Origin of the sequence: Gluconacetobacter tumulicola (assembly GCF_014174215.1) — a bacterium.
Lineage (GTDB): Bacteria > Pseudomonadota > Alphaproteobacteria > Acetobacterales > Acetobacteraceae > Gluconacetobacter > Gluconacetobacter tumulicola.
In genome coordinates, this window is the sequence record NZ_JABEQL010000001.1 from 61,048 (window position 1) to 78,719 (window position 17,672).

Below are 17,672 nucleotides of genomic sequence, written 5' to 3' on the forward strand. Positions count from 1 at the left end.
TTCGCGTTCGACAGGATCTACTGGCCAGAAGTGGAGCAGGATATCTTCGACCGCGCCCGCCTCGCTCTCGAACAGGAGGGGAATGCCTCGGGAGGCATCGCTGCCTCAAATCCGCACAATGATCATGATGGAACAGGCCGTGCATGACATCGTCGCCGGACGGGAAATCCCGTAACGCGTCTCGACGCAGAGGCGCACGGCGCCTCTCGCCCAGGAGCCTGATAAATCATATTTTTGGAAGTGTTGGCGGAGGGGATGTCCGCCGCAAAAACAAATCAACATATTGATTTATTAAGTTTTATCTCATGGGAGATAAAACTTATCCCACACAAAAACCCACATAATATCGTCGCTTGCGTCATTCTGGGAGGTCCAGAAGGCACAGGGCCACCCGCTTCTACCGCATCTTCATTGTCAGGCAACGCGGATTCTGACGGGCGATTCGTGCTCATGAAAAGAGCACCCACTCCAATGCGTCGGCCAGTTCAATCCGTTTGGTATCGGACAGCTTGGCAAGATTGCGCTGTTTCCACATGACGGCAGGCAGATGCTGCGCCTCCGGTATCCCGAGTAGTTCCCAATCCGGTTCGCCTCGCTTGAAGCTGACGAGGAAGCGCCGGTGCTCGTCCGGCATGGCGGCAACCATCTCGGCGATAATCGCTTCCCGCGCGTTTTCCAGTTCCGTGAGAGTGACGGGCTCTTCCGTCATTCCGACAAAGCCCCGCTCGAATTCCTCGCGCAGCGGTTTGCGGGTCGGGGCAAGAACTTCAGCCATCGGGCGGTTATGGCTGATGAGATAAACCAGAAAGGCTCGACGCAACGCATCGTCGACTCCCTCGTTTGCCAGCAGGCCGCGCACGTCGAAAAGGTCGCGGGGATGCTGGCGGTCGAATGCAGCTACGATCTTGCCCGCATAAAGGTCGGCGAAAGATACGACTTGCATCTCGGCAAACCCGAAGGCATCTTCGACAGCAGGCACCACGCTTGTCACAGTCGGATCATAGACGGTGCCTCGTAGCACCGGCGTTACCTCTATCTTGATCTGTACACCGCCGACCCGAACGACCAGCTTCGTCATGGTGTTCTCATCGGCCGAACGTAAGGCATTGACCCTCACACCGGGTATGCCCTGTTCGATCCGCTCCTTGATCCTGAGCATTGCGGCGTCAATCGCAGACAGCGATGCGGGCCGCCCCTCAACCGGCAGATAAGTCAGGTCGATGTCCACGGAAAGGCGTGGCATGTCGCGCACGAACAGGTTGATCGCAGTGCCACCCTTTAGCGCGAAAATCCGTTCCTCCGCGACGAAAGGAACAACCCGCATCAAGAGAGCCACCTGCTGCTGATATGTGTCGAGGAAAGCCATGAGCTTCACGAACCTCCCAGGTCGGTTGGCACGGTGATGTTATAATGCGGATCGAGTTTTCCGCCTTTGGCAAGGACGCGCTTACCCGCACCAAGATTAATGCGAGATATATCGAGCCGAGGTCGCCATGCATGGCGATGGCGGTCCGCGAAGAACAGGAAGAGCCGCTTCACCTTCACGCTGGTGCAAGCCTCAAGCAGCATTTGCAGTCGGCGCGGGCTTAAATCGCTCATTCCTTCCATCAAGGCATCAGCTTGATGGAAGCTCTCATGCTCGGGTAGTTCATCGAGCAGTTCGAGAACGGCGCGCTCTTTGCTGGAATAGCGAATGGGCATGGTCAGACCACCGGTATTGACCATGGCCGGACTTGATATAGGCGATGCATCGGTGTGGCCTGGAAACAGTCGCAGGCTGTTGTGCCAATGGAAGGCCACATCGAGCGGCAGGCTTGGCAGCCAGGTCGGTGGGGGTTTCGGTCCGTAAAGGTGAACCTCACGAACCGACGTTGACAGATAATGAGCATAACCCTGCTGTTCGAGCGCAGTGCGCCCGCCGACCGTCAGCGAAAGATCCAGTACGGTCTGAAGAGAGACGGCTACCTGCTGCCAAGTGAGCGGCGTGCGCGAGCGGCGATAGACACGACGGGCTGGGCTTTCGAGCCAGCCGGAGCGTACATACTGGCTCCTCAACGCCGACGAATAGCCGTGGGCCTCCATCCATGCGGCGTCGACAAGGAGACCGTCAGGGAGTTCCTGCTGTAGGTGGTTTAGTTTTCCCGACAAACGCATAGCCATACTTTGCATTTTTTCATACAATCAAACCGCCGTCCAGTTTGAAATAATCGCAATTTACTAAGTTTAACTTAGCGTTTTAATGATATTATAAACCCTCCTGCCATGCATCGCGTTCCGCAGCAACATACGTCATATGTTCGCCCCTTGATGAGCGAAGTGGGATTCAGCCTCGTCCTTTGAGCGCGACGGCCCGTCGGTGGCTCGCCTCCCCAGCAATTATTCGTTATGGTGGAATGGCTTCCTTTTCCTCGTCTGGACCCTTCCGTTGATGCAACACGACTTCTTCCTCCGCCCCGTCGTCAACTCCCCTTATGGGTATCCGGCGCGTCACTGGGCACTGGACGAACACGGGCAGCCAACAGGGGCCCTTGTAAAATCCCGGCGAGCGGCGGAGTTCGTCACTCCGGTCCCCAAACCCAAGAAAACCAAGACGACAGCAGCTCAGACCAGCCTGATCTATACCGACACTGAGGGGCTTTCCTCCGAAGAGCAGGAATACAATCATAGCCGCCTCATCAACGAGGTGCGTGCGGCCGTCGATGCATGGCGGCAGCTTCCCAACCCGGACCAGTGGGGCGTGACGCCTGAAACCGCACGGCTGCTTCGTCATTGGCGGCACCATAATTTCAGTGAAATCAAGCCCTTCTTCTGCCAGATCGAGGCAGTCGAAACGGCAATCTGGTTGACCGAGGTCGCGCCCAAGCTGGGCAATCGAGGCGTGCGTTTCATCACGCACCTCAAACAGGCCAACGAGGGTGCCAATCCCGGACTGTCCCGCCTTGCGCTCAAGCTTGCTACTGGTGCCGGCAAGACGACCGTCATGGCTCTACTGATCGCGTGGCAAACCGTGAACGCAGTCCGTCATCCAGGGAGCAAACTGTTTTCATCAGGCTTCCTGATCGTGACCCCCGGCATCACAATCAAGGACCGGCTCCGTGTCCTGCTCCCTAATGATCCGGACAGCTATTACCGTTCGCGCGAAATTGTTCCACTCGACATGATGCCGGACGTGATGAAAGCCCGGATCGTTATTACCAACTATCACGCCTTCAAGCTACGCGAACGGCTGGATATTGCGAAAGGTACACGGACGGTTCTTGAAGGCTGGCGGGAGGAGCCTGTCCAAACGCTGGAAACGGAAGGCCAGATGCTTCAGCGCGTCATACCCGAACTGATGGGTCTCAAACGTGTCGTCGTGCTCAATGATGAAGCACATCACTGCTATCGCGAGAAGCCGACAACGGATGAGGAAGAAGCACTCAAAGGCGACGACAAGACAGAAGCCGATGAGAACAACAAGGCTGCCCGACTTTGGCTCTCCGGCCTTGAAATCGTGCAGCGTAAGCTTGGCATCGCAACGATCTTCGATCTCTCCGCAACGCCATTCTTCCTCCGAGGTTCAGGTTACGCTGAAGGCACGCTTTTCCCTTGGACGATGAGTGATTTCTCGCTGATGGACGCCATTGAATGCGGGATCGTCAAACTGCCTCGCGTTCCGATTTCCGACAACGTGCCTGGCAGTCGGATGCCACTTCTGCGCAATCTGTGGGATAATATTGGCAAGGATATGCCCAAGAAAGGGCGTGGCAGCAGCGCGGTGGCTGATCCGGAGAAATTGCCTCATCTTCTCTATGATGCTCTGGATGCGCTTTATGGACATTACCGTCAGGTTTTTGAGATCTGGGAGCAGCAGGGCATTGACGTGCCCCCGGTCTTCATCGTCGTCTGCAACAACACGACGACTTCCGAACTCGTCTATAAATACATCTCCGGATGGAGCGAGACTGACGAAGACGGTAACGAAACAGTCGTAAACACAGGAAGTTTCCCGCTCTTTGCCAATTACGACGAAAATCATCAGCGTTATTCCCGCCCGCGCACCATCCTGATCGACAGCGCCCAGCTTGAATCCGGGGAAGCTCTCGATTCCGGCTTCCGTGCTGCTGCGTCCGACGAGATCGAACGCTTCCGCCGCGACATTGCCGAACGTGAAGGCAACTCGCAGGCCGCAGCCCAGATTGATGATGCGACTCTGTTGCGCGAAGTCATGAACACCGTTGGCAAGTCCGGCAAACTGGGGGCACAGATCCGGTGTGTTGTCTCCGTCTCCATGCTTACCGAAGGATGGGATGCGAATACCGTTACGCATATTCTGGGCGTCCGCGCCTTTGGCACGCAGCTCCTTTGCGAGCAGGTCGTCGGTCGCGCCCTGCGCCGCCAGTCCTATGAACTGAACGCAGAGGGCTTGCTGAATCCCGAATACGCCGACATCCTCGGCATCCCGTTCGACTTTACAGCAAAGCCCGTCGTTTCAGTCCCAGCCATCCCAAAACCGACCACGCATGTTCATGCTGTGCGTCCAGGCCGGGATGCTCTGGAAATCATCTTTCCCCGCGTCGCGGCTTACCGCACTGAATTGCCTGACAAGAGGGTCACAGCGCGGTTCACTCCGGACTCCACGCTGGAACTGACACCAGACCTCGTCGGCCCGACAAACACCGAGAATGCGGGCATTATCGGCGAGAGCAACAACCTCACACTCGCGGACATGAAAGACGCACGCGCGTCCACCATTATCTTCAAGCTCGCGACTTACCTCATCACCCGAACCTACCGCGATGCCGGAGAAGATCCGCCGTTGCATCTCTTTGGCCCAATTCGCCGGATTGTCCGGGAATGGATGGACAATCACCTCGTCTGCAAAGGTGGGACCTATCCCGCACTTTTGCTTCGACCAGATATCGCGGAACGGGCAGCGGAGAAAATCAAGAACGCCATCACCTACGCCAATATTGGCGAAAAGCCCGTCATCGTCGTGCCCGATCCTTTCGCGCCGATCGGCTCATCTGCCGATGTGAGTTTCGTTACGACAAAGACGACGTGGAAAACCGATCCAGAGAAAAGTCATATCAACGTGGTCGTTTGCGACAGCGATTGGGAAGCCGAGTTCTGCCGTGTGGTGGAGAAGAACCCGCATGTTCTGGCCTATGTAAAGAACCAGGGACTTGGTTTCGAAGTGCCTTACAATGATGGCCATGTTTCCCGCCACTACAGACCGGACTTCATCGTTCGCATTGATGACGGAGCGGCAGTTCCACTCAATCTGGTGGTCGAAATCAAGGGATATCGAAAGGAGGACGCGAAGGCCAAGGCCGAGACAATGCGCACGCTGTGGATTCCCGGCGTCAACCATCTTGGAACCTGTGGACGCTGGGCTTTTGAGGAATTCAAAGACGTTTTCGAGATTGAAGACAAATTCAATGAACTGGTGGATCGCCTGCGCGCCGCCCCCAAAACAACAAAGACGACAGAAGCGGCGTAAGAGAGCAAGACGATGACCGACACACGGAAAAACGAATTCCTTGAAGCCCTTCGTGCTGAAGGTGGATCAGCCGGTAACGGTACTCTTCGCGAAAGACTGGGCTGGGACGAGAGTGACTATAGAGGCGTCAAAGACGCACTACTTGCTGACGGGACGATTGCGAACGGACGGGGACGGGGAGGCTCCGTGCGCCTTGCCGGAGCCTCTGTCGTTGACCCAAATACGGCTGCGACGCCTCAAGCAAAGGCAAAGCCCTCGACAAAAGGAGCAAAAACAAAAACGCATGCCATAAGCAGCTATCGTCACGATGAAGCCACACGGCGGAACATCCCGACAGCCGAGTTTGAATCCATCATGGAGGCGGAGGATCGCAAGCCGAAAACGCTGCTCTATCCCCGCAACCCCGACCTCGACCCGCAACTTGTCTGGCGCGGGAAAGATGAACAGGACCGAGCAGCTCTCAGTGTGTCCGCGCCACCCCTGTATATTCAGGAGAAAGTCCATCCGCAGGCTCTGATCGAAGATCTCAAACGGCAAAGCCGAGCACGCGTTGAGGATGATGCCCCTGATCTGTTCGGGGATTTTAACGGCCTGCCGGACAGTCAGGCAAAAACAGAATTCTACCGTCACGACCAGCACTGGTCGAACCGTATGATCCTTGGTGATAGCCTACAGGTGATGGCTAGCCTTACCGAGCGCGAAGGACTTCGTGGCAAGGTTCAGTGTATCTATTTCGATCCACCTTACGGGATCAAGTTCAATTCAAATTTCCAGTGGAGCACGACCTCGCGTGACGTGAAGGACGGCAAACTGGATCAGGTGACGCGCGAGCCAGAACAGGTGAAGGCATTTCGCGATACATGGCGAGATGGAATTCACTCCTATCTTACCTATCTGCGCGATCGACTGACCACCGCGCGAGATTTATTGACTGAAAGCGGAAGTATTTTCGTTCAGATCGGCAGTGAGAATCCCCATCGTATCAGGGCACTTCTCGATGAGGTTTTCGGTGAGACCAATTTTGTAGAACAAATTTGCTTTAGAAAAAAGAATATGACACTCGGAGGAAGGTATATAGAGGGTATATTCGACTATATAATTTTCTATGCGAAAAATATAAATAGCCTGAAATTTAGACGTTTATTTGATGTAACTGATATAAAAGGGGATTCGCATTGGAATCGCTACAGCCTTCCGTCTGGAGAATCTTTTTCCCTAAAGCGGGAGGAAATTGATGGGACTAAAAATCTTCCACCTAACGCGAAGGTATATCAGTTATCGGCCATGTATCCGGCCGGCATGTTTGCTACGGGTTTGTATGACTTCAAGTTCAAAGGGAACATTTATACTCCTCCAAAAGGAAGATCGTGGAAAACCCCGATAACCGGGATGAACCGATTAGAAATGGCCGATCGGCTGGAGCCTTACTCAGACGGGCGAACAATACGGTATCGGCTCTATTTCGACGATTATCCAGTTTCGCCTTTGCACAATATTTGGGCCAACACAGCCCCATCTGCTGATAAAATTTATGTTGTCGAAACATCAAGAAAAGTCGTTGAACGCTGCCTTCTAATGGCTACCGATCCCGGTGACCTTGTATTAGACCCCACTTGCGGTTCCGGCACTACGGCTTATGTCGCCGAGCAGTGGGGGCGGCGCTGGATTACTGTCGACACGTCACGCGTAGCGCTTGCGCTTGCCCGCTCACGTCTGATGGGCGCGCGCTATCCTTATTATCTTCTTGCCGACAGTTCGAGAGGGCAGCGCAAGGAGGCGGAAATCACACGGTCCGTTCCGAAGTCACATCTGACGCACGGCAACATCAAGCACGGTTTTGTCTATGAGCGCGTACCGCATATCACTCTGAAATCCATCGCCAACAATACCGAAATCGACGTGATCTGGGAGGATTTCCAGTCGCGACTGGAGCCTCTACGGGCAAAGCTTAATAAAACACTTGGCCAGCATTGGGAGGAGTGGGAAGTCCCTCGCGAGGCGGACGCAGACTGGCCCGAATCTGCACGGAAAATGCACGAAGCATGGTGGGAGCAGCGCATTGCCCGTCAGAAGGAGATCGACGCCTCCATCGCGGCCAAGGCCGACACCGAGTATCTCTACGACAAGCCCTATGAAGACCGCTCGAAGGTGCGTGTAAGCGGACCGTTCACTGTTGAGTCCCTCTCGCCTCACCGGATGCTGGCGGTTGGCACGGACGATCAGTTCTTCGATCCCGGCAAGCCGACGGCGCCCTCGCGCGATCCATCCGTGCGTGATTTCGTCACCATGATCCTGACCACCCTGCGCGAAGCCGGTGTACAGCAGGGCGACAAGCGTGAGCGGATCACCTTTACGTCGCTTGATGTCTGGCCGGGCAAGATGCTGTGTGCTGAAGGCCGCTTCATGGAGGGCGAAACCGAGCGGCGCGCAGGTATATTGATCGGTCCGGAATTTGGCACGGTAACAAAGCCTGACCTGACCGCAGCAGCCCGTGAGGCCGGAGATGCCGGGTTTGATGTGCTGATCTCCTGTGCATTTGCGTACGAAGCCAATGCGTCCGAGTTCAACAACCTTGGGCGGCTGAAAGTCTTGCGCGCGCGGATGAACCCGGACCTGCATATGCAGACGGACCTGAAATCAAGCGGTAACCTGTTTGTCGTGTTTGGTGAGCCTGATATTGGCATTGAACGAACGGAAGATGGAGAAATCCGTGTCCGCATCCATGGCGTGGATGTGTTCAAGCCTTCGACGGGTGAGGTTGTGTCGGGTGGGCCAGAGGATATTGCCCTTTGGATGATCGACACGGATTATAACGAGGAAAGCTTCTTCGTGCGTCATGCTTACTTCCTCGGCGCAAACGATCCTTACAAGGCGCTGAAGACGACACTGAAAGCGGAAATTGACGAAGAAGCCTGGACTAGTCTGAACAGCGAGGTCTCTCGTCCGTTCCCGAAACCCGAGACCGGACGAATAGCCGTGAAGGTCATCAACCAGTTTGGCGATGAGGTGATGAAGGTGTTTGATATCTCATGACCGAGTTCCGCATTGCCGACACGTTCACCGCGAGCCTCACGCGGCTTTCGGGGCAGGAGCAGAAAGCGGCGAAGATCACGGCGCTGGATCTACAACTGAACCCGACCGGCAAGGGACTGAGCTTCCATCGTATTGACCACGCGAAAGACCCGCATTTCTGGTCTGTCCGGGTAAACAGGGATATCCGCCTGATCGTGCATCGCATGGCGAGCAGTTTGATGCTTGTCTGGGTAGACCATCACGACGACGCCTATCGTTGGGCCGAGAGACGGCGGATTGAGGTTCATCCCGCGACCGGCGCGATGCAGATGGTGGAAATCCGCGAACGGGTTGAAGAATTGCCAGTTCCGGTGCTTCGAGAGAAGCGACTGTTCGCAGGACGCACAGAGGCGGAACTACTTTCCTTCGGAGTGCCAGCGGATTGGCTGGCAGATGTTCTGGCCGTCACCGACGAAGATGCGCTGCTCGATCTGCTCCCTCACTTACCCGGCGAGGCGGCAGAGGCATTGATGGCATTGGCAGTAGGGGAAAAGCCAGCTCCGGCACGGATCGAAAAAGAGGTTCAGGGCTTCGCTCATCCCGATGCTCAGCGTCGTTTCCGCGTGCTGCATGGAGTGGAGGAACTGCGCCGCGCGTTGGATTACCCATGGGACAAATGGGCCATTTTTCTTCACCCTGCACAGCAGGTACTGGTGGAGCGGTCATTCTCTGGGCCTGCGCGAGTGATGGGTTCCGCCGGAACCGGAAAGACGATCGTTGCTCTACATCGCGCTGTGCATCTGGCACGGGTTCATCCGAACGAACGCGCCCTGCTCACAACCTTTTCCGGTCCGTTGGCACGTGCGCTGGCGACACGGATGTCACTGTTAGTTTCGGACGACAGTTCGCTCGCCTCCCGGATTGACGTAAGTTGTCTGATGCAAACGGGGTTGGGGCTTTATACGACCCTGACGGGGAAAAAGCCGCTCATTGCATCTTCAGCCGATATTCAGGAGCGGCTGACACAAATCGCGAATGATGCAGCGGACAGGCGGTTTTCGCTATCCTTTCTGTTCGGGGAATGGAGTGACGTCGCAGATGCGCGCCAGATCCGTGATTGGGAAACCTATCGCACAGCATCACGCCTGGGACGCAAGGCCCGCCTGGGTGAAAAGCAGCGCGCATCTCTCTGGACGTACTTTGAAGCGTTACGGAAGTCACTTGCCCAAGACGGTCTGATGACCATGGCAGATGTGTTTCTGGCTCTGACCGACGCATTGCAGGAAGGACGACTGGCGCCTCCTTATGGTTTTGTCATCGTGGATGAGGCGCAGGACCTGGATATCGCCGAAGCGCGTTTCCTTTCCGCCCTTGCTATTGGAAAAGAAAACGGTCTGTTCTTTGCAGGCGATCTTGGCCAGCGGATTTTCCAGCAGCCTTTTTCATGGAAGGCAATGGGGATTGATGTTCGCGGCCGGTCGTTCACCTTGAAGATCAACTATCGCACCTCGCATCAGATCCGGACGCACGCAGACCGGCTCCTCTCCCGATCCGTCTCGGATGCTGACGGTATTGCGGACGAACGGGCCGAGACGGTCTCTCTGTTCGATGGGCCAACGCCGATTGTTGAATTGTTTGATGATGCTAAGACAGAAGAGGCCGAGGCGGGACGCTGGATTGCCGAGCGCATGAAAGAAGGCTGCCTGCCGGAGGAGATCGCTGTTCTTGTTCGCTCCCGATCCGAGATCAACCGGGCGAAGGCTGCCGTTCGTGCAGCCAGCATAACGGCTATAGTGTTGGACGACACACTCGTCCTCACGCCCGGTTCCGTTTCCATCTTGCCTATGCATCTGGCAAAAGGACTGGAATTCCGGGTTGTTGTGGTCATGGCATGTGACGACGAGGTTATCCCACTCCAGGAGCGGGTCGAGCAGGTCGCAGATGAAGGTGAACTCGAAGAAGTTTACGCCACTGAGCGCCACCTTCTTTATGTGGCCTGCACGCGGGCGCGAGATTCGCTCTGGATATCGGGGCTTGTACCGGGGTCAGAGTTTTTGTGTGATTTTGGAATCGAGGGCAGATAGGTACTGATCCTTACTTGTTGTGATTTCAGCGTGTTTCGCTGAGATAATTCGATCCGGGACGGCCAGTCAGTGTCAAGTTGCCATACACTGATAGCGTTGGCATCGACGCGACAGCGTTCGGACTAGGAGTTGGACGTCCGAATGAGTTTTTCTCTCGTCAATTGAACTATCTTCGTAGAGGCTATTATGTTGGAAATAAGTCAACGAGGATGTGGCTGATCGAGCTATGCCTGCCATCCGGACGCGATACAGTCTTAGTGCGGATCAAAGCTCGCCACCCCTTGCCACCTATGAGCTCCTCCCGTTCCAAACGTTCCAAGTAATCGGCGCTTAGGCTTCCTGCCACCCTCCCACTGATTATCTCACCATTAGAAGTCCTAAATTCGAAGCGCCGAGCTATCGGCACAATTCCAAGCAATTCTCCCACAATACTATTCTCAACTTCTTCGACCTCGACTTGCGACGTACGCTCATATGCGCGTTCGACGTCTTCAGGCGTTAAACGCAGATCACGCTCTTTCTCCGACAGCTTAAGGGTCGAGCCCGCCTTATGAAGGGTGGAGATAAAATTCCGCAGGCTGGCGAAGAGCCGCACGTCGATCTCTGGAAGCTGATCTTCAAACCAACGTTCGTCTGCCGCTGCGGCACCTTTGAGAAGATTTGTTACTAACCGCACTGCTGCGCGGGTCGGCGTTTCCAGAAGTGCCTGCTGACCATCATCGTTCTCTTCCAGCATAAAGCCGAAAGAACCATGGACGAGTGCCGTAATGTTCATGCGGGACTGCTGTTTGATCGGCATCGGAATCTGGCCACGTACACCAAGATCGACATTGGAAACTGATGCCATCTGGCGGGTTATTAGATCTTGGTAGTCTTGCAGTGCCTGACCAGCGAAATTAGCGTCTATAGCCGACGATCCCCGCACGGGGTTCCCATCAAAAACCAACGCCACATTGGCCTTGGTCCCCCTTTCCTGCTCGAATGCACTTAGTTGCGCTTCCAGACCCTGGAGACGAGCGCGCAGGCTCATCTCGCCCATCGGGTCGCGGCCGCGGGAGCGCGCCAACATCGCCTGCACACTTGCGATATCGCTACGTAGGGCATCGAGGTGAAGCTTCGTCACCATGTGCGCTCCTTAGCTTCCAAGGCCGCTTTGGCGGCTCCATCGTCCTCCATTAACTCCAACTGGACCAGCCCTTTCCATCGAAAGGTATCCCGTTGATGAGAAAATAAGCCGAACCAGTATGCGACTTGCTGCGCAACGCATATCGGGTCTATGTCTAAATCGACAAAGTATGCATCGCAGTGAAATCTAGACTTTATCAAACTAGTATTGATCAAATCTGAATTGTCGTTCAGGAAACCAGCCCAATCAGTGTCATCGGTCAGTGTAGCAGGACGACGAACCAAGTTGACTACGTCGACGTCTCCTGGGGGACGCCTCCTTGCTGTCTCGCAATCTTCAACAAAACTACCGTCGATCCACTGAAGGCCCTCAGTCAATCCGGCAGCCCGCAAACTCGCCCGCAAATCCATAAGACCGCGCAGGATGACAACACGTTCCCTGGAGGATGCGAATCGATCGACAAGGGATAGCATTGTTGAAGGGTACGGCGAGCGGGGCAATTGACGTTCGCCGGTAGCATCCTCCCCAATAAAAGGGGGTAGAACACCTCCTTCGTTGAAAGGTGGGATCATCCAGCAGCAGCCTTTCGCATCCCGCAAATATCTCCCTTCGTCTATTCGCTGATTTATCCACGGTTCGCGCAAGAATGCCAAGAGGCACCGTGTGGCAGAGTTGCAGAGTTGGGACGGTACAACTGCGGCTGCATATCATGTTTGCCCGCGTCACTCATGTAATTTGAGGATATGCGCGCCTACGGCCGTCTTCGAAATCTATCCCCGAATTTTTATATCAGTAATCCCTGCCACGCCGGAAATTCAGACTGGAACAACTTCCCCATACAGCCATTCTAATCCAGTCCCATAGTCTTCCCTATCGCCTGCGTTGGTAAGGCGGCATGAAAAAGGGCAGTTTGCTTCATACCTGACCGCTCATGAATAGCTGCGACGAGCTTGGCGCGGTCGTTGGTATAGAGGGCAACGCCTTCCTTGGCGCGCGAGAGAGCCACATAGAAACTCTTCTGATCCACAAGCTGGCTGGCCGTGCTGTCAGCATGGACCAGAACACGATCGGCGGTGCGCCCCTGCGCCGCGAAAGCCGTGGCGACCCAAGCATGGGCGATATGACGGTCGCGTGGATCATTCGGCGTCAGATGCTCGATCCGGCGATTGGCCATACGGAGCGTGACCGTTCGCGTTGCAGGATCGACGGTGACAACTTCTCCTTGCTGGCCGTTGACCCGCCCCGCTGCCCGATCGTTACGGGTGAACTGCACGCAATCACCGGCACGGAGTTCGATCGGCTCGGCGGTGAACACCTGGGATTGCGTGGCGCCCCATTGCCGCAGGCGCCAGTCTACGCGTCGCCCGTCGCTCGCCGCCAGGGTCACGGCCGCCTTTTCCGTGTCGATGCCGGCCACGGTATAGGCATCCCGCCGGGACACGCCCTTGTCGGCATAATCCTTCGTAAAGCGGACGACATCGCCGATCGCGTAACTACTCGCCTCCTTCGCCTCGGTGCGGGTCATGTCTCTGGTCACGAGACGCGACATTTCGACCGCTGGCCCACGCAGCGCACCCGCCCCGGCCAGCTTTTCGCGGATTTTTCCGGTCAGGATGTCGCGCCCGTCCCGCGACGGCTCGATGACCAGGGCGCGCTTGCGGGCTTTCCCGTCCAGCGCTGCGAAATCCCGCGCCATCTGCTCGAACCGTGCCTCTCGCCCCTCATGCTCGACGATATGCCCTCCACCCGAATCAAGGGCCGCCAGGGCTTTCTTCGCATCGCCTGTAAGGCTGGCATCCACCGCTGCGCGCGCCTGCTCGTTGGTCTGGCGCAGAATCTTGGTGAGATGGGCGGTTTCCATGCCCGCCTGTTGAAGCTGCCCGAAGGCCGCTCCGGCCTCGATCGACCCAAGTTGCGCCGTATCGCCGACCAACAACACGCGCGCTCGATGGGTTTCCGCCAGAGCCAGCAGCTTCGCGGTATCGCGAGCCGACACCAGCGACGCCTCGTCCACGATCCAGAGTTGATCGGCGGCGGTCGGTTTGCCGGGTGCCAGAAGATGACGCGCGAGTGTGTCGGCGCGACTGCCGAGCGCGTCGCCCAGCACCTGGGCCGCCGAGGCGGTCGGAGCCAATGCCGTGACGCGAAGACCCTGCGCTTGGGCTTCCTCCGCGACAGTCGCCAGCACGGTCGAGGTCTTGGCGGTGCCGGCCGCGCCCTGCAAGGCAACGATCCGGTTGCGACTGGCGAGAATCTGCGTCGTCGCCGCGCGCTGCTCCTCGTTCCATGCGTGACCCTGCGATTCCGCCCGCCGTTCTGTCTGGGCCACGGCACGCGCGGCCGCCACGGACGCCAGGATCGGCTCGGCCTGGTTCCGCCCGTTCTCTTCAAGGCGCAGCAAGGTGGCCTCATCGGCGATATTGGCGGCCGTGGTTAGACCCTCGAAGGCCGCGCCCCGGTGATCGACGAACGAGCGGGCTTCCAGCGCGCCGGACTTCTGCGCCCGCAGGATGGCGGCACCGATCTCGGCATGACCGACCTCGCCGAAGGCGAAACGCCCCGCCGCCTCGTGCAGCGCGGCTGTGGCGAAGACCGATTGCCGTTCGCCGAGCATCGACGCGCCACGCGCGACCGCCCGATCGGCAGCACATTCACGGACGAAAGGGCTTTCCACGTCCTGGGCGGCGTCCTGCGTCCGGGCACGCGCCTCGGCCCGTGCGACTATCTCGCGCCGGGCCTGCTCATTCCAGCCGGCGGAGCCCGCCACCGCGCGCCACTCCCGGACCAGATCGGCATGGGGCACAGCCTCCTTGGCCTGTCTGGTATCGAGTGCCGCCATCTGCTTCTCGGCGGCGCTCGCCTCTTCCCGGCTGGTCCCGCGCTCGCTGAGATGCGCCTCGATCGCCTGGGATCGCTGGCTGAACGCCTCCAAGGTCGCCGCGTCGAGTCCCGCGATCTCGAAGCCGGAGTCCTTGCCCCTGACGATCGCATAGCCCAGACGCTGGACCTCGCCCGCCAGTTCCTGGCGGTAGATCGCGCCCAACTGCTTTTGCAATTGATAGAAGGCGCGGGGTTCCAGGCTTCGCCATTGCCCGCCGTCATCCTGGGTCATGTTGAGAATGATGTTATGGCTGTGAAGCTGAGGATCGAGCGCGCGGCTGGTGCCGTGGCGGAAAGTGGCGATGACCAGATTCCCCGTCGTCTCACGCCGGACCTCTCCATCCTCGCGGATGCGCGTCGCGGCGAAATGGGTTTCGGCCAGTCCCAGGGCGGTCCTGACCGCGCGCTCATGCGCCTCGACCAGGCGGCGGTCCCCTGCCACCTCGGCCAGGATCGACACCGATTTCGGGGCGCTGAAGGTCAAATCCCAGCCCGGCCGGTGCGCGATCTCGCCCTCCCGCGTCGCGCCAAGCTGCTGATCCGCGACCCGACCTTCCAGAAGCCGGGAGAACTGGTCGTGTTCGACCGCATCCTGCAACTTCAGCGCCTCCGCCCCTTTGCCCTGCCATTCGGAGGGGGCGAGGCCACCCTCGGCGTAATAATCGTCGGCTTCGTAGTAGCTCGCCGCCTGGGCTGCGTTGGTCAGGGCTGACAGGGTGGCGACCATCAGACCGGGCCGGGTTTGGAGGCCGGGTTACGTCGGGCGGGGCGGTTCGATGCCGGAGCCTCACCGGTGGGCTTGTCCTCCTTCTTCTCCTTTCCGGCCTTCGGCTCGTCCGGCCGCGTCTGTTTCCACAATGTCTGATCCAGGCCGATCGGCTCGAATGCCGGCGTTCCGGCCGCACCCCGCGCGATGATATGCGCGTTGGTAAGCGTGATCGGAGCCACCGGCAATCCGTCGGGCAACAGGAGATAGGCCCAGCCGGGCGGCAGACGCAAAGCACTTTCCATCACGGCCGGGCGGACCTCGCGTCGTGTGCCGACCGTGATCTGTGGCTTGCGCGTCTTGGGATCGAGATTGGCCGAAAGGGTCTGGATTTCGACCTCGGCCTGACCGATCGTCTTCGACGCCCACTCCCGGCTTTCGACATCGGCGAGCTGAAGGAAGAGCTTGGTGTTGCAGCTTCCCAGCACCGTTTCGGCGTCCTTTTCCCCGTACCGGCTGCGCATCTGGTCGATGGTCTGGAAGGTCAGGATCACGGCCGCGCCGAACTTGCGCCCCTGCGGCAGCAGGCGGGTCATGTTGTCCACGCGCGGCAGGTCCGGGAACTCGTCGAGCAGGAACCACATCCGGCGGCGATCGGAGGGCGGCAAGCCAAGCGTCGCCGAGGCCGCGCATTCCAGCCACAGCGCCATTAGGGGTTTGATGGCCTCGAAATGGTCCTCCTTGCGTGGCACGAAAATCCACGGGTGACGGCCCGTGTGGTTGTCGAACCCGGCGAAGAAGCGGGCGAAGGAAAAGCCTTCGCCGCCTTGTGCCGGTTCGGCGCGCAGGAACATGAGCAGGTTGGCCGCCCTGGCGAGCATGAACAGCACGCTGGCCGTGGCGCGCTCGGCGTCCTGGGCGAACGTCCGCGCCGAGGAGGTATGGGCCAGCCATCGCTCCATGTCCGCACTGGACATATATTGCAGCGTATCGAGTAGCCGCGCCGGTGTGCCGCGTTTTTCTTCCCAGAGTTCACGCAGGATGTTGGCCACGAGGATACGGGCCGTTTCCAGCCAGACATCGCGGTCCCGGTCTCCTGTCTCGCTGATCAGATAGCGGGCGATCCGCGCGGCGTCGGCGGGATGGCGGATTTCGTCGAACGGGTTCCAGTAGACGCCCCGCGCATCGAAAGGATTGAGCAGGATGTCGCCCCGGACAGGATTGTAATACTGGGCGACGAAATCCCCCGAGGTGTCATAAACGAGTGCTGCCTCGCCACGGGCTTCGATCACGTCGAGAAGCTGGCGCAGGGCGGTGGTCTTGCCTGCGCCCGTGGTGCCGATCATCGCCAGATGGCGGGTCTCGATCGCGCGCGGCAGGGTGACACTGCCGAGCCGCAGGGGCGCGGGATCGTCCGCATCCTCCGTGGCCGCCGCCAGGGCGGTTTCAGAGACGACCCGACTGCCGGCGATGGTGCGGTCGGCCAATTCCTGCGCGCGTTTACGCCGCCGCCGACCGGCGGTCAGGGCAAAGGCACCGATCCCCAGCCCCATGCCGGCCAGACCACCCAGGGCGGTGCGTTCGATCAGGGCAAGGACGCGACGCTGGACGTCCTCGCTGCCCAGCAGCTCGTAAGCGCCGGTCTCATAGCGTCGGCCATCGAGAATGACGGTGATCGGCACGTCCCTATGGCTTATGGCCAGAATGGGACGTTGGGCCTCGGTAAGGAGGAACTGTCCGGCCACGGTCAATTCCTCGGGCGATGTGGTGGCGACCGCCGCCAGGCCGCCGCCGACCAGAAGGCCGAGGCTGGTCACGAGAACGGCGGCGCGGAAGCGTGCGCCGCTCTGGGCGCGGCGGATGGCGCGCAGGGCGCCGGCATGCGCCTGCTGGTCGAGATCACTGGTCATGGGGTGTCTCCCGCTAGGGCGAGCTGGCGCTGAAAGGCTGCATTGATATCGTCGGTAAGACGGGTCTCGTCGATGCGGGTGGGTGCTGCGGCACGGGCGAAGACATAGGCGGCGCAGGATACGTACAGCGCGCGCTCAGTCAGGCGCTCGACATGGACGATCCGTGCGCCGACCTGTCCCAGTTCCTCGGCCAGTTCGGCGGGGATTGGTCCCGTTGCGCTCTCCTGCGTCATGGCCGCGAGGCCAGTGCGGACGCAGTCCTGCAACAGGGCATACGCGGTCATCTCGCGCCGGGTAGCAAGCTGCCGGAGTGTCCGATCCAGCGCGATCGGCAGGCGGACGGAATGCTGGACGTGCCTCATGGCCGCCCCTCCTGCCGCACCCGATCCGCACGCGCGCAAAAGGGCGGGAATCCGCCATGCCTCGCACCGCGAAGGCAGACGCACCCGGACCGCACCCTCGGAAAACGGCT

Annotated in this window: 10 protein-coding genes; 3 read left to right on the plus strand and 7 right to left on the minus strand. The window is 58.6% G+C overall.

Annotated features, from left to right (window positions below; translation table 11 throughout):
• Positions 1-448 precede the first annotated feature (448 nt).
• Both HLH29_RS00310 and HLH29_RS00315 read right to left on the minus strand, forming a co-directional pair.
• Positions 449-1,366: a nucleotidyl transferase AbiEii/AbiGii toxin family protein gene (locus tag HLH29_RS00310; protein ID WP_220791308.1), complete on the minus strand. Its 918-nt coding sequence runs from the start codon at positions 1,364-1,366 to the stop codon at positions 449-451.
• Positions 1,367-1,371: 5 nt separating this feature from the next.
• Complete coding sequence (locus HLH29_RS00315; RefSeq protein ID WP_246373525.1) at positions 1,372-2,181, minus strand: type IV toxin-antitoxin system AbiEi family antitoxin; 810 nt, start codon at positions 2,179-2,181, stop codon at positions 1,372-1,374.
• Positions 2,182-2,428: 247 nt separating this feature from the next.
• On the opposite strand from HLH29_RS00315, the gene HLH29_RS00320 reads away from it, so the two are divergent.
• The 3 genes from HLH29_RS00320 to HLH29_RS00330 are packed head-to-tail and all read left to right on the plus strand — an operon-like array spanning position 2,429 to position 10,578.
• Entirely contained in the window at positions 2,429-5,482 is a 3,054-nt protein-coding gene (locus tag HLH29_RS00320; RefSeq protein ID WP_182964023.1) for a BPTD_3080 family restriction endonuclease, read from the plus strand.
• Between the two features lie 12 nt (positions 5,483-5,494).
• On the plus strand, positions 5,495-8,515 hold the full coding sequence (locus tag HLH29_RS00325) for a site-specific DNA-methyltransferase (protein ID WP_220791309.1): 3,021 nt from the start codon (positions 5,495-5,497) through the stop codon (positions 8,513-8,515).
• Positions 8,512-10,578: a 3'-5' exonuclease gene (locus HLH29_RS00330; RefSeq protein WP_182964024.1), complete on the plus strand. Its 2,067-nt coding sequence runs from the start codon at positions 8,512-8,514 to the stop codon at positions 10,576-10,578. The genes HLH29_RS00325 and HLH29_RS00330 overlap by 4 nt, the downstream gene beginning before the upstream one ends.
• Positions 10,579-10,762: 184 nt before the next feature.
• On the opposite strand, the gene HLH29_RS00335 is transcribed toward HLH29_RS00330, so the two are convergent.
• From HLH29_RS00335 to HLH29_RS19515, 5 genes are all read right to left on the minus strand, one after another.
• A complete protein-coding gene (locus HLH29_RS00335) occupies positions 10,763-11,704 on the minus strand; it encodes a hypothetical protein (protein ID WP_182964025.1) in 942 nt (313 codons plus the stop codon).
• Complete coding sequence (locus HLH29_RS00340; protein ID WP_182964026.1) at positions 11,698-12,276, minus strand: DUF6932 family protein; 579 nt, start codon at positions 12,274-12,276, stop codon at positions 11,698-11,700. Before HLH29_RS00340 ends, HLH29_RS00335 begins: the two co-directional genes overlap by 7 nt.
• A gap of 275 nt (positions 12,277-12,551) precedes the next feature.
• Complete coding sequence (gene mobF, locus HLH29_RS00345) at positions 12,552-15,311, minus strand: MobF family relaxase (protein ID WP_182964027.1); 2,760 nt, start codon at positions 15,309-15,311, stop codon at positions 12,552-12,554.
• Positions 15,311-17,200, minus strand: a complete 1,890-nt coding sequence (locus tag HLH29_RS00350) for a type IV secretion system DNA-binding domain-containing protein (protein ID WP_182964028.1) — start codon at positions 17,198-17,200, stop codon at positions 15,311-15,313. Before HLH29_RS00350 ends, mobF begins: the two co-directional genes overlap by 1 nt.
• The gene (locus HLH29_RS19515) at positions 17,197-17,562 is read right to left on the minus strand and encodes a hypothetical protein (RefSeq protein ID WP_246373527.1); all 366 of its coding nucleotides are present in this window, start codon (positions 17,560-17,562) and stop codon (positions 17,197-17,199) included. Before HLH29_RS19515 ends, HLH29_RS00350 begins: the two co-directional genes overlap by 4 nt.
• Positions 17,563-17,672 lie beyond the last annotated feature (110 nt).